Here is a 19112-nt window from a genome sequence, read left to right on the forward strand (position 1 = left end):
GGGCAAGTCAGAGGCTGCGAGCAAGGTGCATCTGATATGACAAGGGCCTCCCCGGGGAGGCCCTTTTTGATGATGCGCTTGAATCTATGCGCCTCACCTTGAGGTTAGCGAAAGCGAAACAGCTCCCGATGCAGCGGCGAAGTCAGGTGGGCATCCAGAGTCTGCGCCATGGGCTCGGGGCCGCAGAACCACACCGGGGTGTGCTGACGCTCACCCAGGGCGGCCAGATCCAGCCGACCGCGCTCGGACTCCAGATGCAACCTGTAGTCGACCCCGGCCCGGCGGCACAGCTCGGCCAGATGGGCGTGATAGGGGGCGGCCTCGGCCGTGGGGGCGCATTGCAGCAAGGTGGTGCCGGGGCGTGTCTCACCACGGCGCACCAGGGCCTCCAGCCAGGCGACGAAGGGGGTGATGCCGATACCGGCGCCCATCCAGAGGGCGGGGGCCGAGTCGGGCAGGGCGAAGGCACCATAGGGGCCTGTCACCGTGACCCCATCTCCCACCTTGAGGTGCTGGTGCAGCCAGCGGGTGTGATCCCCGAGGGCACGCACGGCCAGGGTCAGGGTGAGGCCATCCGCCGAGACGTCCGCCAGGGTATAGGGGTGGGGCTCGCCGCGCCCGGCGAAGTCGAAGAAGGCGAACTGGCCCGGATTGTAGTGGCGAAGGGCAGTGGCAAGGGCAATCTTGATCTCCAGGGTGCGTTCATCCAGAGGGGTGAGGGTGAGCACCGTTCCCTGGTGGCGCGCATTCTGGCCCACCCGGCCAAACAGGGAGTAGAGCGCCCCCATGGCCCCCAGCCCGCCACCCAGCAGCAGGGTCAGGCCGACCGGTGTCATGACGCCGATGCGCGGCAGCAGGCAGAGTGCGTGCAGCCAGCCCATCAGGTAGATAACGGGGGCCAGCCGGTGGACCACCTTGAAGCGCTCGTAGCGCACCACGGCAAGCAGGCTCACCACCACCAGGGCGATCAACAGATAGAAACTCCATTCACCCAGGGTATTGCCGAGGCTGTGCCACAGGGCATCGTTGCCAGCACCAGCACCAGCACCAGCACCAGCACCAGCACCAGCACCAGCACCAGCACCAGCACCAGCACCGCGGCGCGCCGGCCGGGTCAGCCAGTCGGCGGCGACGGCCCACTTGGGGGCTTCCACCAGCAGCCAGTGGGCAACCAGGGTGCTGCTGGCCCAGAGGGCGCTGCTGCGATGCAGGTGCAACATGCGATCCAGCCCGCCACACCAGACTTCGAGCCTCGGCAGGCGCAGGGCCAGCAGCAGGGAGAGGGTCATGGCGCCGAGGCCAAGCAGGCCGGTCAGGATCAGCAGTTCATGGCGCCAGGGCCAGAGGCCTGTGGGCCACTGGGTCAAGCCAAGCAGCCAGATCAGGGTGAGGGTCAGGGGCAGGGTCCAGCGGAGGGATGCGGTTTTCATGGGGTTCTCCTTGTCCATGTCCCTATTGCACACCCGGTTTGTGGCCAGAGTGTGCCCCTTTACTACCTCTTTTGTAGCAGATTGTGGCAAAGGGGCCGCTCTGGGCGGCCTATTCAGTCTGCCGGTCTGCAGGGCGCCGCCAACGCACTGTTTGTCTGCTCAGGGAAGCTGCGGCCCCGCTTTCATGGCGGGGCGGGGAAGGCACAAGGGGGAGTAGCCCCCCGAAAGTGCCTCAGAGGTCAGCCTTTGCGGCCCTTGCCGCCCGCGAGGGCCTGCTTTCTGGCCTTCTGCTTCTGGGCGCCCTTGCCGCTGCGGCGCGGCTCGGGGTCGAAGCGGGTGAGATCGGGCTCAAAACCCGGGAACCACTGCTGGGGCAGCCGGGTGTCGAGCACGGCTTCCACCTTCTCCAGGAGCGGCGCATCTTCCGGGCTGAACAAGGTGATGGCGAGCCCCTTGTTGCCGGCGCGGCCGGTGCGCCCTATGCGGTGGACGTAATCCTCAGGCTGATGGGGGAACTCCAGATTGATCACGTAGTTGAGATCGCTGATATCCAGCCCGCGAGCCGCCACGTCGGTGGCGACCAGGGCCTGCAAGGTGCCGGCGCGAAACTCCAGCAGCACTTTCTCCCGCGCGCTCTGCGACAGATCCCCATGGAAGGCGAGCGCATTGATGCCCGCCTTGCCGAGCTGCTGGGCCAGCTTGTCGGCCCCCTGGCGGGTGCGGCTGAAGATGAGCACAGGGGCCCAACCCTTCACCTTGATCAGGTGCTCCACCAGCGCCAGCTTGCGCTCCCCATCCACCGCATAGACCCGCTGCTCCACCTCGGCCGCCGTGGTGTTGCGCGGTGCCACTTCGATTAGCGCCGGGTCGCGCAAGAGCACGCGGCTCAAGGCAAACAGGTTGTCGTCGCAGGTGGCCGAAAACAGCAGGGTCTGGCGATCCGCCGGTATCTGTCTGAGCAGGGCGGTGATCTCGTCCATAAAGCCCATGTCGAGCATGCGGTCCGCCTCGTCGAACACCAGATGGCGGAGGCTCCCAAGGCTCAGGGCCCCCTGGCGCAGATGGTCGAGCAAGCGGCCCGGGGTGGCGATGAGCATATCCACCCCGGCTTTAAGCGCCTCCACCTGGGCGGCTATGCTCACCCCGCCATAGACCAGGGCGCTGGTGAGGCTAGTGCCCTGCCCGTAGCGCGCCACGCTCTCAAAGACCTGCACCGCCAGCTCGCGGGTCGGCACCAGCACCAGGGCGCGGATGGGGCGGACGGCGTCGCTCGCTGGGTGTTGCATCAGCTGCTCCAGCAAGGGCAGCACGAAGGCGGCGGTCTTGCCGGTGCCGGTCTGGGCCCCCGCCATCAGATCCCGCCCCGCCAGAATGACGGGGATGGCGCTGGCCTGAATGGGGGTAGGCGCGGCATAACCCAGCTCGCGCAAGGTCTGCTGCAGGTGGGGGGAGAGGGCCAGTTCGGCAAAGGAAGCAATGGACATAGGGCACCAGTGTGGGGTTATCGCGGCCAGGGCAGTGACGGGAACAATGATCGTGGCCGGGATGGTAGCAGATAGAGGGGGCGCGGCAGAAGCCGAGCCGATCAGGTGACCGGGTTGGTGCCCGTGTCTCGGATCAGCCTGATCTCCTGCCCCTGGTAATAGGCGATGTTGTGCTTGCCATGCTGCTTGACGTGGTAGAGCAGCGCATCGGCGAGATCGGTGGCCTCGGCGACGGTCAGGTAATCGCGGATGCGGATGACGCCCGCCGAGAAGGTGATGGGGGCGGGCAGCTCCGGGATCTGAAGCTGTGATGCCAGCAGACGGGTCACAGCCTGGCGCATGCTGGCCCTGTCATTGAGCCCCTTGTAGAGGATGATAAACTCCTCGCCCCCCCAGCGGATGGCCTTGTCCCCCTTGCGCATGTTGGTCGTCAGATGACGGGCGAAGGCGACGAGGGCCAGATCTCCCACCCCGTGGCCATGGGTGTCGTTGATGGACTTGAAGTTGTCTATGTCCAGCAGCATCAGGAAGTCGTATTCCTTCAGCAGGGCTTGTTCCAGGATGTCCCGTCGCGGCAGCCGGGTCAGGTGATCTGTCAGTGCCAGGGTGCGCAGGCGGCCGTAGATGCCACGGCCCGTCAGCATGAGCAGCAGCAGGACGATCAGATAGAGCTTGAAGGCCGGGCCATAGAGCACCACCCGCATGAAATCGCCGTAGCTGTATGACCATTTGAGGTAGAGGTCGTTGCCAGCCTTGGTCTCCATGAAGCGGGTATTCAGGCAGATATGCCAGGGGCGGCAGGGCTCCATCTCATTGAAAGAGAGCACAGTTCGGGTCGGATTGAGGCTCTCTAACGGGCGCAACACATTCTTGAATGCCTCGTCGACGGCGATGTCTATGCCCGTCAGGCCATAGCGGTAGTCCGCTAGCGCCGGATCGTAAAAGACGAAGGGGAAGTAGAGGGTGATGGTCTTCAACCCGGTGAAGGTGTCGGTGTAGATCTCGGACACCTGTGCCTCATCCGTGCTGCAGGGAACATGAGTGGCGGCGAAGGCGGCGCAGCCGAAATAGTGGGTCCAGGGCTCTATGTCATTGAGGTTGGTGTTGACCGGCAGCAGCTCGCTCGGAAGCATCCGCTTGTCCGTCACCATGCCAAGCATGCGCCGATCGTTATAGAAGGCGTAGAGGTTGAGGACCTCGGGGTAGGAGAGCAGATATTGGTAGGTGCTGAGCATCTGGTTGGCGGGCGGCAGTATGGGAATGACCGCCAGGCGAGCCAGGGTGGCGAGGTCATAGCCATAGGCATAGGCAGTCGCATCCCCGTTCTCGCTGAAGATGGGGGTCTTGATGCTGCTGTTGTCGATGAAGCTGGCCAGTTTCTCCGGCGCCAGTATGCGGGCCCGCTGATAAAACAGCTCGAACAGGTTCGGCTGTTTGGCGGTGATGAGCTGCATGTCGTGCCTGATGCTGAGGTAGGTGTAGTTGAACACCAGCCCCAGCCCCGCCAGCGTAAGGCAAAGGAGTGAGAATCGCATCAGCCACCTGCGGGGCAGGGTGCGCAACAGTGATCCAGCCATGCCGTGACGCTCCCGGGTAGTGACAGAGGGCTTTCTTGTAACTGATTTTGCCCGGCATCACCAGACGAAATTGGGGGCCTGAGCAACCAGTGCACGAAAAATGAACCGCCAATATCAACAAGATAGACGATCACGTCACATGCGATGGCAAGGGAAGGGCAAACTGGTGGTGGTAGCGGAATAAGAGGGCATGACGCCCTCTGTCGTATTGCGGCGCGGCGCCTTACCTTGTCTGGGACTTCGGTGAGTAGGGGCCATGGAGAATGCCGTTGGGCATGTCGGCGCTGAGCAGCCTGACGCTGGTGATCCCGGCGATTTCATGGCCCTTGTCGGTGATGGTATTGGCAATCTGGTTGACGACAGCCACCACCAGCATGCCGATGAGGCCGCCTCCCGAATTGCTCTGCTGTTCGGCACTGCTGGCGCTGGCGCTGCCTTCCCACAGCAGCTTGCCGGTGCGCAGATCCACCAGGCGGGCGCTGGCGGTGACAACGGTCTCGCTGGAGATGACCAGATAGCTGGTGCCGTAGTCCTTGATGTCGAGGTACAGAGCGGTATCGGCACCGTAGATCTCATGGAGCTTCTTGATGGGCAGGGCATGGATGTCCGTCGGCTCGGTCACCCCGTTCTGCCGGAAGGTCTCGTTGGTGACCGCCACCGGCAGCACGTAATAGCCGGACTCGGCGAGCGGGTAGGTGATCTGGGACTGCAGGCTGGCCCCCGCCTTGATATCAGGCGAGTGATTCACCGGTGGCAACACCAGGATGGAGGTCGGTCTGCTCTCCTTGAAGTTGCCGTAGTCGTAGCCTGGGCCCTTTGCGCAGCCGCTCAGCAGCAGGGTGCCCAGCATCAGGGCAAGTAAAGTGCGCAGTGTCATTGGGTCGCCCCCTTCTGGTTGGACATCAGGAAGTTCATGAAGGGTGCCGATTCCGGGAAGAGGCGTTTCTCGGTCTCGAACTGCTCGCGGGTCTGCGCATCCTTGCCGAGCTGGGCATAGAGCATGCCCAGGTGAGCGTGGAAGCCGGGCGGCACCGCCTGCCCCTTGGCGCTGGCCTCTTGCTGATTTTTCTCCAGCGCATCGATCTGGGCTTCCACCCCGGTGTCCTCACCCTGCATGTGCTGGTAAACCACCCCCTGGTATTGATCCCAGTTGTAGAGCGTCTTTGGTGCCTGGGCACAGGCACTCAGCAACAGGCCGCTTGCCAGCAGCAGGGAAAGCTTGGACATGGTCATCTCGTCTCTCCTCATTGGGCCGGGCGCCAGGCGCCGGTCTCGATGCCGCTCACCAGGTTGTTGACGGCTTCCCGGATGGCGAGATCCAGCACCTTGCCGTTCAGGGTGGAGTCGTAGCTGGCGGTGCCGCCGAAGCCGACGATCTCGCGGTTGGAGAGCTCGTACTCCCCGGCACCCTGGGACGAGAAGACCACTTCAGAGGTGGTGACCTTGACTATGTTGAGGTTGACCTTGGCATAGGCGATCTGGGACTTGCCGCGACCCAGGATGCCAAACAGCTGATGATCACCGACCTCCTTGCGACCAAACTCGGTGACGTCGCCGGTGACCACATAGTCGGCGCCCTTGAGCTGCTGGGCCTGTTGCTTGATCCCGGCTTCCGCCTTGATCTCTTCCATGTTGTCGCGATCCAGCACGCTGAAGCGGCCTGTCTGCTGCAGATGGGTGATCAGCACGGTTTTCGCCTGGCTGCCCAGTCGGTCAACGCCGTCGGAGAAGATGCCACGCATGTAGCTGGAGCGGTTATCAAACTTGCCGACGGCGATGGGGCTGCGAGTGCCCTGATAGTGGCTCTGATAAGAGGCGACCTTGGGCACTTCCAGGGAGCGCGACGACTCGCTTGCACAAGCTGTCAACAATACCGCCATCAAAATGACACCAGATGAAACAACAAACTTCTTCATGTAAGGCCCCGTTATTTAAGGAAAAAAACAACGGCGGACTCTAGCATGGTTCGCTGCGAAGAAAGTGCCCCGTATGGGGGGCATAACCGCTCAATCGGTGTGCGTTTGGGCCGGGGTGGCGGGGAGGGCAGGGGGCTGGGTCTCCTGATGGCGCTGAAACACCTCCTCCAGGGCTGCCACCAGGGCACGCATCCGCCCTGTCTTCTGCACATCCGGGTGCAGCACCATCCAGATGTCGATGGGGTCGTGCTGGTCAGGCAGCAGACGCACCAGGCCTGGGTCCTCCTCGGCGAGGAAGGTGGAGAGCAGGGCTATGCCGAGGCCCTGGCGAGCGGCCCCCATCAGCACCAGCTGGGCGTTGCTCTGCAACACCACATTGGGCTCATGGAGAGGTTCGCCGCACAGGCTCAGCCAGTGGCGGGCCACCAGCTCCCTGGGAAAGAGCAGCAGGTCGTGTTGTTGCAGCGCCTGGCCCGAGCGGGGCGTGCCACGGCGGGCCAGGTAGTCGGGGGAGGCGTAGAGCCCCATACGTATGGTGGCGAGCCGTTTGACCACCAGATCCCCCTGCTCGGGGCGCAGGCTGCGAATGGCCAGATCCGCCTCCTGATTGGGGATGTCGCTCACGCTGACCGCGGTCAGCAGCTTGAGGCGGATGCCGGGGTGGCGCTGGCGCAGCAGGCTGAAGGCCGGCAGCACGAAGCCCTGGGCCAGGGTATCCGTGGTGGCGATGCAGATCTCCCCCTCCAGCTCCCCCTGGCTGGCCGCGCGATCCATGGCCAGGGCAGCCTGTGCCATGGCCTCTGCCTGGGGCAAGATCGCCTCCCCCAGTGGGCTGAGCCGATAGTGCCTGGGGGTGCGGATAAACAGCTTGGCCCCCAGCTGCTGCTCGAAGAGGCCGACCCGCCGCCCGACGGTGGCCTGATCGACCCCGAGTTCGAGGCCGGCCCGGCGCAGGCTGCCCCGCCGTGCCAGGGCCAGAAAGAAGCGGGCGTCATCCCAGTTGATCATGTTTGCTCCTCGCTCAAGCAGGACGCCCGATTGGCGCCGGGGTATTAGATGTCAGCGGGGGCGGCAGCACAAGAGGCCGCCCGTCCGCACCTGAGCACTCAAGGCGGTACGGGGCAAGCGCCCCTGTGATGCAAGTTCGAATCGCCATGATGCAGAACTGCCGCAGCCCGGTGCGAGCGGGATCGCTATGATGTCGCTCCCGATAGCGGTTCCCCTGTTTGTGATTGGAGCTTTCATGTCATCCCCCTGCGCCCCAACTGCTGCCCAGGGCAGCGAGGTCGATGTTCGCCCCCGCCTGCTCTGGTTTCTGGCCCTGGCCTTGATGTCGGCCCTGCTCAACAGCAGCGTGCCCACCCCGCTTTATCCCCATTATCAGGCGGCGCTGGCCCTGAGCGATCTCGGCCTCAGCCTCATCTATGGCGGCTATGCGGGGGGCGTGCTGATCGCCCTGTTCGGGGTGGGCAACCTGGCGGGACGGGTGGCGGATCTGCGCACCCTGATACTGCCCGCCCTGCTGGCGGTAGCGGGGGGCGCCCTGCTCTTCTCCCTGGCCGACAGCTTCTGGTCGCTGCTGCTGGCGCGGGTCCTGGCCGGGATAGGCACTGGGGCCCTGACCGGCGCCGCCAATGTGGCGCTGCTGCGCTTTGGCCCCAAGGACGGCGGCAAGCGGGCGGCCCTGAGCGCCACCCTCTCCTTCACCGCCGGGCTGGCGCTGGGGCCAGTGTTCAGCGGCTTGGCGCTGCAACTGGACTTCTACCCGACCCGGGTGCCATTTTTGCTGATCCTGGGGATGGCGGGCTGCGCCATCGCGGGTCTGGTGCTGAGCTGGCCCAGGGGCGCCAGGATGGCGGCGCCCCTGGCGAGCGGGCAGGGCGGGGGATCCCTGGGGGAGGGGCTCAGGGCCACGGGGGCCGGGTTCTTGCTCTGCGCCCTGGCGCTCTTCACCGCCTGGGCGGTGGCGGCCAGCCTGCTGGCAATAGGCCCCAAGGTGGTGAGCCAGTTGCTGGGGATGAGGGATCTGGGGCTGTTCGGCTATCTCATCGCGGCCTATCTGGTGTTCTCCGGGCTCTGCCAGCTGTGGGCGCGTCGCCTCGATGCCCGCCACACCCTGCAAAGCGGCTGTCTGGCCCTGGCGCTCTGCGTGCTGCTGTTTGCCGGTGCCGTGCACGGCTTGCCGGGCTGGCTGGCGGGGCTCGGGCTGCTGGTGGCCGGTTACGCCCAGGGGGCTGTCTTTGTGGGCAGCGCGACCCTGATTAATCGCATCGCGCCCCCCGCCAGCCATGCGCGGCTGGTCTCCCTCTTCTATGTGATCGCCTATCTGGCGAACTGGGTGCCCGTGTTGCTGGGCTGGGTGAGCGATGGGGCGGGTCTCTTGGCGGCGCTGGATCTGCTCGCCGTCGGCAGCACGCTGATCAGCCTGGTGCTGGCCTGGGCCCTCGCGCGCAGGCGCTTCGAACCCGCCCCCTGACTGGCGTCGTCATTGGTCGACCAGAGCGACGCTCCCGGCATCCAGATGGTGCATCCACTCCCGCAGGATCAGCAGGGCGGCGGCGAAACGGCGATCTCTGGGCAACTGGGCCGATGCCAGGGGATCCCCTTCCACCATGGCGACCAGCTGGCCGAACAGCTTCTCTATGCTCTCCCGGCTCAACTCATGGCTGCCGAGTCCCTCTGCCAGGGGCACAGGGCTGTGCAGCTCTACCAGAGGGTGAGGCGGAACATGGGCCGCGAGGGGCATCAGCACATCCTCCACCACCATGATGGCTTGCTCCAGCTCGAGGGGCGTCAGCAGTTCCTCCGCTACCAGGATGGCTTGCTCCAGCTCGAGGGGCGTCGGTGGATCCCGGCGAAAGGGGCCTGGGGTCATGGCATCCAGGCCCAGGGCCAGGACGAACTCCCGGCTGACGCCATCCTCTCCGGTGAGCCTTACCCGGCTCTCCCTGTCACCCAGACTCAGCAAAAGTGTGCTGCTTCCCGTCTTCGTCATCTCACTGCCTCCGTGACTCTGCCTGGCCAGCACCATGGATACACCCCCACGGGCCGGATTGGCGACTCTTTTCCCCCATTCGGGCATCAGGGGTTGCAAAGGAGATATGAAATGGCATTCTGGACGTCTAGATTTCTGTTTCTCTGTCGCATCCTCACAAGGAGTTCTGATATGGATATTCGTACCCTTCCCCGCGCCCTGGTCCTCGCCCTCTCCCTAGTGGGGACTGGCGCCTTCGCAAGCGAGGCTCTGGTGTTCCAGACCGACTTCGGCCTCAAGGATGGCGCCGTCTCCGCCATGAAGGGGGTCGCCTTCGGGGTGGACAGGACGCTGCCGCTGCAGGATCTGACCCACGAGATCCCGGCCTACAACATCTGGGAGGCGTCCTACCGCCTCTATCAGACCCTCAACTACTGGCCCAAGGGCACCGTCTTCGTGAGCGTGGTGGATCCGGGCGTCGGCACGGATCGCAAGTCTGTGGTGCTCAAGACCAAGAGCGGCCACTACATAGTCTCCCCGGACAACGGCACCCTGACCCTGGTGGCCGAGCACTTCGGCATAGAGGCGGTGCGCCAGATCGACGAGAAGCGCAACCGGCTCAAGGGCTCCGAGAAGTCCTATACCTTCCACGGTCGCGACGTCTACGCCTACACGGGGGCGCGGCTCGCCTCCGGCGCCATCGGCTTCGATCAGGTGGGGCCCCTGCTGCCCGCCGCGGTGGTGACCATCCCCTACCAGCCGGCGGTGGCCGAGCAAGATGGCACCCTGAAGGGCACCATTCCCATCCTGGATGTGCAATACGGCAACGTCTGGACCAATATCGACGATGCCCTGCTGACCAAGGCGGGGATCAACAAGGGGGATCAGGCCTGCTTCAGGATAAGCGAGGGGGATGCGCTCAAATACGAGGGCAAGGCCCCCTACGTCAGCAGCTTCGGCGATGTGCCGGAAGGGCAGCCGCTTATCTACCTCAACAGCCTGCTGCAGGTCTCGGTGGCGCTGAACATGGACAGCTTCGCCGCCAAGCACCAGGTGCAATCCGGTGCCAACTGGCACGTCAGTCTGAAGAAGTGCTGACAGGCTAGCGGCAACATAGATGGCAAGAGGGAGGCGCAATGCCTCCCTCTTGCATTGAGCCCTCTGCCTGCCCGGCCTCCTGACTGCTTGTGCCGCCAATGGGTGTCAATTGTCATCATTGCTTAATACATGCTCGCCATGCTGTGGCCGGAGCAAATTCGTGAGCCATGATGCCAGCAGAGAGAACAAGGAAAAGCCGATGAGCCGTTTTGACGAGAAAGACAGCGCCAACCATCCCAGGGAGCAGGAGCCTGAGTTCAACCGCCTGATCGAGGCCGGCCTCAGCCGGCGGGGCTTCTTGAAGGGAGTCGGCGCCGCCAGCATGGTGGCTTTCTTTGCCGCAAATCCGGTAGCCCGCGCCGTGGCCGCCGCGACCCAGCCTTTGCTCGGCTTCCAGGCCGTGCCCGCCTCTGTGGCCGACAGCATAGTGGTGCCGCAGGGTTACAAGGCCGAGGTGCTGATCGCCTGGGGGGATGCCCTGTTCGCCGATGCCTCCGCCTTCGCCCAGAGCAATGACGCCAAGGCCCAGGCGCGCCAGTTTGGCGACAACAACGATGGCATGAGCTTCTTCCCCCTGGGCCCGGATCGCGCCCTGCTCGCCGTCAACAACGAATACACCAACTACGAATACCTGTTTGCGGATGGCGGCAAGGTGCTCGATGCCGGCGCCGTCGCCAAGGCCCAGGCGGCCCACGGGGTCTCCCTGGTGGAGCTGGTGCGCATCGATGGCAAGTGGCAGGCGAACCCCAAGGGGGCCCTCAATCGCCGCATCACGGCCACCACCCCCATGACACTGAGCGGCCCGGCGGCAGGCCATGCCCTGCTCAAGACCCAGGCCGATCCTGAGGGGCGCACCGCCCTCGGCACTTTCAACAACTGCTCAAACGGCCAGACGCCCTGGGGCACCTACCTCACCTGCGAGGAGAACTTCAACGGCTACTTCGGCAGTGCAGGCAAGCCGGTGCTGGACCAGCGCGCCGCCCGCTACGGCCTGGCCGCCGAGGATGCGGGCTTTGGCTGGCACAGGTTCGACGAGCGCTTCGATCTTGCCAAATATCCCCAGGAGCCGAACCGCTTCGGCTGGGTGGTGGAGATAGACCCGCGCGATCCCGCCTCCACCCCGAAGAAGCGCACCGCCCTTGGCCGCTTCAAGCATGAGAACGCGGCCTTTACCGTCAACCAGGATGGCCGCGCCGTGGTCTACCTCGGCGATGACGAGCGGGGCGAGCACATCTATCGCTTCGTCTCGAAGAACAAGGTGGCGCCGGGCAATGACGCCGCCAATCGGGATCTGCTGGATGAGGGCACTCTCTATGTGGCCCGCTTCGAGGCCAAGGAGGGGGAGCTCAAGGGCACAGGCCAGTGGCTACCCCTGGTGCACGGCCAGAACGGTCTGACCCGGGAGAATGGCTTCGCCGATCAGGGGGAGGTGCTCATCTTCGCCCGGGAGGCCGCGACCCGGCTCGGCGCCACCACCATGGACAGGCCGGAATGGGTGGCCGTGCATCCCCACAGGGCCGAGGCTTACTGCACCCTGACCAACAACAAGAACCGCGGCATCAAGGAGAACCAGCCCCTCGATGGCGCCAACCCCAGGGCCGAGAACCCCTATGGCCAGATCATCCGCTGGCGCCCGGCCGCGGGCGATCACGGCAGTGACAGCTTCGAGTGGGATCTCTTCCTGCTGGCGGGCAACCCCGGCGTTCATAAAGAGGGGCTGATGGCGGGCAGTGTCAACATCCATCCGGACAACATGTTCAACAGCCCGGACGGCATCGGCTTCGACGAGGCGGGGCGGCTCTGGATCCAGACCGACGGCGACTACTCCAACGAGAAGCAGTTTGCCGGCATGGGCAACAACCAGATGCTGTGCGCCGATCCGGCTAGCGGCGAGGTGCGCCGCTTCCTGACCGGCCCCATTGCTTGCGAGATCACGGGGCTCACCTTCAGCCCGGACTGGCGCACCCTGTTCGTCGGGGTGCAGCACCCGGGTGAAGAGCTGGCGCCTTCCCACTTCCCGGACGGCGGCACCAGCATTCCCCGCTCCGCCGTGCTGCGGATCACCCGGGACGATGGCGGCATCATAGGGGCCTGACGGCCACCAACCCGCCCTGCCTGTGATGAAAAGAGCCGCCTGCGGGCGGCTCTGTCGTTGACGGGCGCAACGGGCCGCAAGGGCGGTGACCCTGCAGGTGGCAGCATAGAGGCGCGCAACCGGCCGCAGGGGGGCTTGCTGGTGACCATCACCCTGCCTGGCGCCAGACTAAAAAAATATCGCCAAGAAGCGATTGATAATGATTGGCATTTGACTGGATAATCGCCGGCTTATCCGACCACTCCAATCAACACGATGAAACCCATATTCCTGCTGGCCAGCCTGCTGGTCCTGAGTGCCTGCCATGACAACCGCAGCGAGGGCCAGGATCCCGACGTGCCGGTCACGCCTCCTGTTGTCACCCCTCCCGTGGTCACGCCTCCGGTGACACCGCCCGTCATCCCGCCGCCTGTCACCCCGCCGGTGACGCCCCCGGAGCAGACCCATACCCGGGCCGAGCTGACCCTGACCATTGATATCGGCGAGCGGCTGGCATCCGGGGCTACCCTGAGCCTGCGCCAGCGCGCCACCGGCATGGAGACGAGTGCAATCCTGAGCGGTCAGGGCAACCCGACCCTGACGCTGCCTGCGGGCCTGCTGCTGGCGGCGCCCCTTGAGCTTGTCGGGGAGCAGGAGGGATACATACTGAGGGCCAGCACGGCCCGGGTGGCGGATCTCGCGGCCGGTGAGTCCCGGGCCCGGCGCGCCGCCGCCCCCTCCCTGCGGCTCGATGAGGAGGAGACGGCACTCTTCCTGCTGGCGGATCGCAACGGGGACGCTGTGCTGGAGATGGCGGAGTGGGGGCTGACCGGCGAGATCCGCCTGCAACAGCAGGCCGAGATACAGGAGTATGCGGCCCTGCTGCGAGCCCAGCGGCTGGGGGCCGAGCTCAACTATCCCGACAGTTGGCAGATGCTGCTGGCCCTGCGGGACGACAGCGCCGCCCGCAACTGGTATAGCCGCAGCAACGGGGAGGCCATCCAGGCCGCCCGGTTGCAGCTCTATCCGGCCAGTCCCGTGATGCCGGAGGAGCCGGAGACCGCCGAGCTGTTGCGACTGGATGAGCAGGGTCGCCTGCTGACTCGGGGAGCCTGGCACTGTCTGCACGATGCCCGTGCCGCCACCGGGGTCAAGGGCAGCCAATTCTGGCTGCCGGGGGAGGGCTTTGCCGCCTCGGCCCACGTCACGAGAGCGGCGCTGGTGCCGCCGAGCAGCTGCGGCCAGCAGCCATGGCGTCTGCCGACCCTGGCCGAATTCGAGCGCCTGCTTGGCAGCGACAAGCTGGGGTGGCGCTATCCCAACACCTTCACCACCCCCTTGCCCGAGTGGATCTGGTTGCAAGATGGCACCGGGCTGGCGCGGCTCTACCAGCCGCTGACCAAGGCATGGCGCGATGAGGGGGAGGCCAGCCTGCTCTGGTTCGCGATCTCCCCCTATCCGCTGCGCCCCTCGGTGGATCGCAGCAGCGAGATGCCGGATCTGGCCTCCCTGCGGGCCCAATATGCCGGCGACCCGGGTCAGTGGCCGGCGGCCATGGTGGACGAGGGGGTGGAGTGGCAGGAGCTGGGCCCCCTGCCCGCCATGCCCTTCCCGGCTGACAACCCCTACCGCCGGGCCAAGGTGGTGCTGGGCCAGCAACTCTTCTTCGACAAGGGTCTCTCAAAGGCCCGCGACATCAGCTGCGCCAGCTGTCACGATCCGCAAAAAGGCTGGAGTGATGGACTGAGCGTCTCGGTCGGCCATCTGGGGCAGAAGGGGACCCGCAATGCACCGACCATCCTCAATGCCGGTTACAGCAGCAGCCAGTTCTGGGACGGACGGGTCGCCACCCTGGAGGAGCAGTCGCTCCATCCCATCAGCAACCCGGTGGAGATGGCCCTCGATCACGACGAACTGCTGGCGCGGCTGCGGGCCACCAGCGACTACCCGGCCGCCTTTGCCGCCGCCTTCGGCGACGAGACCATCACCCTGGATCGGGTCGCCAAGGCTATCGCCACCTTCGAGCGCACCATCGTCAGCAGCGAAAGCCCGCTGGAGCGCTTCGTCAAGGGGGATGAGCAGGCTATGAGCGACAAGGCGCTGTGGGGCATGCACCTGTTTCGCACCGAGGGGCGCTGCATGAACTGCCACTCGGGCCCCCTGCTGAGCCAACACAAGTTCGAGAGCCTGGGGCTGACCTATTACGGCCGCAACCTCGAGGACAGGGGCCGTTTCCTGCAGACCAGACTGAAGGCAGACATGGGGCTGTTCAAGACCCCCAGCCTGAGGGACGTGGCCTTCACCGGCCCCTATATGCACAACGGTGTCTTCCCCATCCTGGCCCAGCGGCTCGGTGGCTCTGTGCAGGGGGTAGTGGCCATGTACAACTTCGGCGTCACCAAGTGGAGCAGCGGGGTCGGCTTCCCGACCGGGGCGGACGTGCACGATCCCTTCTTCCCCAAGGCCTCGGATCGCCTTCATGCCCTGGGGCTCTCCAACGACGAGCTGGAGGCCATCGGCGAATTCCTGCGCAGTGCCTCCGCTGAGCCAAGGCGCACCCCGGCCACAGTGGCCGAGCTGGGACTGAGCCAGGTGGATGATGATAAGGCCGTCGGCGCCATCCCGGTCGAGCTGGTGGTGACGCCCGCCCAGCCCCGGCTGGAGGTGGGGCAGAGCCTCTCCCTGCAACCTGGCCTGCGGCTGAGTGACGGCAGCGAGACTCCGGTGTACGAGGCCGTGCAATGGCGCAGCGATCAACCCGAACTGCTGAGGGTCGATGATAGTGGCGTCATCACAGCCCTGGCCGTGGGGTCTGCCGGCGTGCAGCTAAGCGCGGGGAGTCGCACCCTCAGGGTGGCGGTGCAGGTGGTGGATGCCCAGCCCGATTTTGGCCTGGGTTGCCATCAACCCGAACTGGCGGCGGGGGCGCTCTCCTTCCTCTGCCCGCTGACCCGTGGCGAGGCCGACCGGATCGGCATCGACTACGATGGCAGCGCCAGGGATGAGGACGGGGACTACAACCCCTTTGCCATCGACTATGTGGTGATGAGCCAGGGGCGGGCGCGTGAGTACTGCCAGCAACTGGTAGCCCGAGGTCACGATGACTGGCGCCTGCCAGGAGCCGATGAGCTGGCGAGCCTGTTTGCCACTTATCATCAGGCCGGCGAAGAGATGAAGCTGCTGACGGAGCATGGCTGGCCGCTCTACAGCCGGGTCTGGAGCAGTGACGCACCCAATGACGAGGGGGAGGCCTCCCTGCTCGATCTGGGTTACGGCGAGGTGATGGGCGATCTGCCAGAGGAGGCTCACGGGGCCGTCTGCGTGCGGGCCCGCTAACTCCGGCATGCCAGAATGACGAACAACGGGCGCCGCGGCGCCCGTTGTTCATTGTCATACCAGGACTCAGAACTCGTTGGAGAGTGCCTTGTAACCCTTGACCAGGTCGATGTTGGTGTGGGCCACGTCTTCGGAGAACTCGGTGGCATCCACGGTGACGCGGGGGATCTGGGCCAGATCGCTCTGCTGGTTGATGCGGGTGGTGGAGGGCACATAGAAGCCGGGGGGCAGATCGCAGCCGTCGATCACCGAGTTGTGACGCACCACTGAGCCCTCGCCTATGTGGCAGTTGAACAGCACGCTGTTGAAGCCGATGAAGACCCGGTTACCCACTTCGCAGGGGCCGTGCACTATGCTGCGGTGGGCGATGGAGCTGTATTCGCCTATGGTGACGGCGGCGCCGGACTTGGAGTGGATCACCACGCCGTCCTGAATGTTGGAGTTGGCACCGATGACGATGGGCTCCATGTCGCCGCTCTCATCCACCTCGTCGGCACGGATCACGGCGTAGGGGCCGACAAACACATTCTCCTTGATGATCACCTTGCCGCAGATGATGGCGGTCTTGTCGATGTAGGCGGACTCGTCGATAACGGGAAGGTGACCGGAGGGATTCTTGCGGATCATGTCATGTCCTGTTGCTGATGAAATCGGGGAAAATGGCGGGACGCAGAGGCTCGCCGGAGAGTCAGCTTACGCCTCTGATCCGGGAGGGGGAACCCTTTACTGGTCTGACCCACTCTTGGTAAGGGCATTTCACATGGTTGTTCTTTGACTCCCTTGTATGGGAGCATGGGGCCTGACGACAGGCCCTGTTCCTCGCCAGAAGGGGGCCTGATTAGGATGACGGAGACGATGACATGAAGAAGATGATGCTGCTCCTGGCCGCTTTCTTGCTGTGCGCCCAGGCCGTGCAGGCCAAGGGACGGCCCGGTGAGTTTGACTACTACGCCCTGGCGCTCTCTTGGTCACCTGAGCACTGCGCCATCAAGCCGGCCGATCGAGAGCAGTGCAGCCGGCAGTTGGGCTTCGTGCTGCACGGGCTCTGGCCCCAATACCAGCGTGGCTACCCCGGCAACTGTACCCGCGAGCGACTGGATCCCGCCATGGAGCAAGATTTTGCCGGTCTTTATCCCAGCCGTTTTCTCTATGGTCATGAGTGGGAAAAACACGGCACCTGCTCCGGCCTGAATCAGGAGGCATTCCATCAACTGGCCAGAGATCTGCGTCAGAAGGTGCGGATCCCGGCGGCCTACCAATCCCCGGTCGAGCCGCTGCGCAAGCGTACCTTCCAGCTCAAGGCGGATCTGGCCGCTGCCAACGACTGGCTGGCTCCTGACAACATCACTGTGGCCTGCGCCGACGGAGGGCGTTTCCTGCGGGAGATCTACATCTGCATCAACAAGGAAGGGACTGATGCCGTTCCCTGCTCGGACGAGATGCAAAAGCGAGAGCGTCGCTCCTGCGGCCAGCCAGATTTCCTGCTGCGTAGCGTGCGTTAGCCTTCTCTCTCTTCATCGGGCCCCTTGCGGGCCTGATCTGCAACTACAGCCATCGGAAAGGAGCTCTGCAATGAGCGACGTGAAACAGTTTTCGGCACGGGAACGCAGCTTGCTGCTCGGGGTGCAAGGGGTGGGCCCCACCGTCATCGGGCGGCTCGAACAGCTGGGGTATCACACCCTGAGTGAGCTGGCCGAGGCGGATACTGGCCACATAGTCCGGCTGGTGGCCAGCATGCTGGGCTCGAGCTGCTGGCAGAACAGCCCGCAGGCCAGAGGGGCCATAGACGGCGCCATAGCGCTGGCGCGCAGTCACATGGCTGCCCCCGTCACAGAAGGAGAGCCCGGCGCATGAGCCTGTTTGCCGAGCTGGGGATGCGCTACCCCATCATCCAGGCGCCCATGGCCGGAGCGCAGAACACTGAACTGGCCATGGCGGTGACGGGAGCGGGCGCCCTGGGATCCTTGCCGGCGGCCATGCTCAGCACGGCCGAGCTGCGCAAGGCATTGGAACAGCTGGCGGCCAGTGGACCTGGCTCCTTCAATATCAACTTCTTCTGTCATCGACAGAGTGAGCCTGATCCGGCCGAAGAGCAGCGCTGGCGAGAGGCGCTGGCTCCCTACTATGCCGAGTTCGGGTTGGATGCCCGAGCCGAGACGACGGCGCCCGGCCGTGCCCCCTTCAATGCGGAGCACGCCGTCCTGCTTGGCGAGTTCAGACCCGCCGTGGTCAGCTTTCACTTCGGTCTGCCGGCGCCCGAGTTGCTGGCCCTGGTGAAAGCTACGGGGGCAAGCGTCTTTGCCAGCGCCACCACGGTAGCGGAAGCCCAGTGGCTGGCCCGCCATGGCGCCGATGCCATCATAGCCCAGGGGCTGGAGGCGGGAGGGCATCGTGGCCACTTCCTGAGCCAGGATCTCAGTCTGCAACAGGGCACCTTGACGCTATTGCCACAGATAGTGGCGGCAGTGGATCTGCCTGTCATCGCCGCCGGGGGCATAGTCGATGGCAAGGGGATCAAGGCCGCCCTGGCACTGGGGGCCAGCGCAGTCCAGATGGGCACGGCATTCCTCTGCTGTCACGAGGCGACGACCTCGCTCCTGCACCGTGCGGCGTTGCAGGTGGCCCATGGCCAGCACACCGCACTGACCAATCTGTTCAGCGGCCGTCCGGCGCGGGGGATAGTCAACCGCTTGATGCGGGAGCTCGGCCCTCTGTCGGCGCTGCCTCCTGACTTCCCCCATGCCAGCGGCGCATTGGCCCCGTTGCGCGCCGCCGCTGAAAAGGTAGGTGACAGCGGCTTCTCGCCACTCTGGGCCGGACAGAATGTCTCGGGTTGCCGCTCCCTGGCGGCGGCCGAGCTGATCGCAGCCTGGGTGGCCGAGGCCGATCTGGCCTGATGGCCTCTTTTCGACAGCCTTCCTTTATATAGGTATCTCTATCGACATCTGCTTTTGGCCTGGACGGCGTCGAGATGGTGGATGAGTGCCTAGGCCAGTACCCTGGGGGGGGCATGAGCATCAATCGGTGTAAAACGCCCACTTTAACCCATCTGTGGATAAGTGTGTGCAAAAGCTGTATTTTGATATGAATAACTAATAATTTGCCATTTTTTGCAATTTTATTGCAGTCAACGCTTGCCAATGTGATCAATGTCTCTATAATGCGCCTCCATCGACAGGGCAAGCGGCAACGCAAACAACCTCGTCGGTAACCTCGAAAAGCC

16 protein-coding genes are annotated in these 19112 nt (G+C 64.7%); 7 read left to right on the forward strand and 9 right to left on the reverse strand.

All coding sequences use genetic code 11. The annotated features are described in order from the left end of the window. Window positions 1-104: 104 nt before the first annotated feature. The 7 genes from ACF2JD_RS17000 to ACF2JD_RS17030 form a co-directional block, all read right to left on the reverse strand. Window positions 105-1430: a ferric reductase-like transmembrane domain-containing protein gene (locus ACF2JD_RS17000; protein ID WP_440987834.1), complete on the reverse strand. Its 1326-nt coding sequence runs from the start codon at window positions 1428-1430 to the stop codon at window positions 105-107. A 239-nt stretch (window positions 1431-1669) separates the two neighbouring features. Continuing rightward, a complete protein-coding gene (locus ACF2JD_RS17005) occupies window positions 1670-2914 on the reverse strand; it encodes a DEAD/DEAH box helicase (protein WP_408778671.1) in 1245 nt (414 codons plus the stop codon). Window positions 2915-3015: 101 nt separating this feature from the next. After that, complete coding sequence (locus ACF2JD_RS17010; protein ID WP_440987835.1) at window positions 3016-4449, reverse strand: diguanylate cyclase domain-containing protein; 1434 nt, start codon at window positions 4447-4449, stop codon at window positions 3016-3018. 265 nt (window positions 4450-4714) lie between these two features. Next, window positions 4715-5368: a DUF799 domain-containing protein gene (locus tag ACF2JD_RS17015; protein WP_106884878.1), complete on the reverse strand. Its 654-nt coding sequence runs from the start codon at window positions 5366-5368 to the stop codon at window positions 4715-4717. Next, entirely contained in the window at window positions 5365-5724 is a 360-nt protein-coding gene (locus ACF2JD_RS17020; RefSeq protein WP_139750739.1) for a DUF4810 domain-containing protein, read from the reverse strand. The genes ACF2JD_RS17015 and ACF2JD_RS17020 overlap by 4 nt, the downstream gene beginning before the upstream one ends. 11 nt (window positions 5725-5735) lie before the next feature. Continuing rightward, complete coding sequence (locus tag ACF2JD_RS17025; protein WP_234677783.1) at window positions 5736-6371, reverse strand: CsgG/HfaB family protein; 636 nt, start codon at window positions 6369-6371, stop codon at window positions 5736-5738. A gap of 126 nt (window positions 6372-6497) precedes the next feature. After that, window positions 6498-7415 (reverse strand): LysR substrate-binding domain-containing protein, encoded by a 918-nt coding sequence (locus ACF2JD_RS17030; protein WP_440987836.1) that lies wholly within the window; start codon window positions 7413-7415, stop codon window positions 6498-6500. Window positions 7416-7650: 235 nt separating this feature from the next. Here ACF2JD_RS17030 and ACF2JD_RS17035 point away from each other — a divergent pair, with 235 nt between their 5' ends. Continuing rightward, on the forward strand, window positions 7651-8883 hold the full coding sequence (locus ACF2JD_RS17035; protein WP_440987837.1) for an MFS transporter: 1233 nt from the start codon (window positions 7651-7653) through the stop codon (window positions 8881-8883). Window positions 8884-8892: 9 nt separating this feature from the next. Here the strand turns inward: ACF2JD_RS17035 and ACF2JD_RS17040 are convergent, their stop codons facing one another. Beyond that, on the reverse strand, window positions 8893-9402 hold the full coding sequence (locus ACF2JD_RS17040) for a hypothetical protein (protein ID WP_440987838.1): 510 nt from the start codon (window positions 9400-9402) through the stop codon (window positions 8893-8895). A gap of 171 nt (window positions 9403-9573) precedes the next feature. On the opposite strand from ACF2JD_RS17040, the gene ACF2JD_RS17045 reads away from it, so the two are divergent. From ACF2JD_RS17045 to ACF2JD_RS17055, 3 genes are all read left to right on the forward strand, one after another. After that, window positions 9574-10479, forward strand: a complete 906-nt coding sequence (locus tag ACF2JD_RS17045) for an SAM-dependent chlorinase/fluorinase (RefSeq protein ID WP_440987839.1) — start codon at window positions 9574-9576, stop codon at window positions 10477-10479. A gap of 199 nt (window positions 10480-10678) precedes the next feature. Further along, complete coding sequence (locus ACF2JD_RS17050) at window positions 10679-12574, forward strand: PhoX family protein (RefSeq protein ID WP_440987840.1); 1896 nt, start codon at window positions 10679-10681, stop codon at window positions 12572-12574. A 255-nt stretch (window positions 12575-12829) separates the two neighbouring features. Continuing rightward, a complete protein-coding gene (locus tag ACF2JD_RS17055) occupies window positions 12830-15889 on the forward strand; it encodes a cytochrome c peroxidase (RefSeq protein ID WP_440987841.1) in 3060 nt (1019 codons plus the stop codon). 66 nt (window positions 15890-15955) lie between these two features. Here ACF2JD_RS17055 and ACF2JD_RS17060 read toward each other — a convergent pair whose 3' ends face one another. Beyond that, the gene (locus tag ACF2JD_RS17060; protein ID WP_106884870.1) at window positions 15956-16516 is read right to left on the reverse strand and encodes a gamma carbonic anhydrase family protein; all 561 of its coding nucleotides are present in this window, start codon (window positions 16514-16516) and stop codon (window positions 15956-15958) included. A gap of 233 nt (window positions 16517-16749) precedes the next feature. On the opposite strand from ACF2JD_RS17060, the gene ACF2JD_RS17065 reads away from it, so the two are divergent. From ACF2JD_RS17065 to ACF2JD_RS17075, 3 genes are all read left to right on the forward strand, one after another. Beyond that, window positions 16750-17391, forward strand: coding sequence for a ribonuclease T2 family protein (locus ACF2JD_RS17065; RefSeq protein ID WP_429172760.1), 642 nt, complete (start codon window positions 16750-16752; stop codon window positions 17389-17391). A gap of 70 nt (window positions 17392-17461) precedes the next feature. Further along, the gene (locus tag ACF2JD_RS17070) at window positions 17462-17743 is read left to right on the forward strand and encodes a helix-hairpin-helix domain-containing protein (protein WP_234570231.1); all 282 of its coding nucleotides are present in this window, start codon (window positions 17462-17464) and stop codon (window positions 17741-17743) included. Next, window positions 17740-18786, forward strand: coding sequence for a nitronate monooxygenase (locus tag ACF2JD_RS17075; RefSeq protein WP_440987842.1), 1047 nt, complete (start codon window positions 17740-17742; stop codon window positions 18784-18786). The genes ACF2JD_RS17070 and ACF2JD_RS17075 overlap by 4 nt, the downstream gene beginning before the upstream one ends. Window positions 18787-19112: the final 326 nt, after the last annotated feature.

Source organism: Aeromonas ichthyocola, assembly GCF_046087985.1.
GTDB lineage: Bacteria > Pseudomonadota > Gammaproteobacteria > Enterobacterales > Aeromonadaceae > Aeromonas > Aeromonas rivipollensis.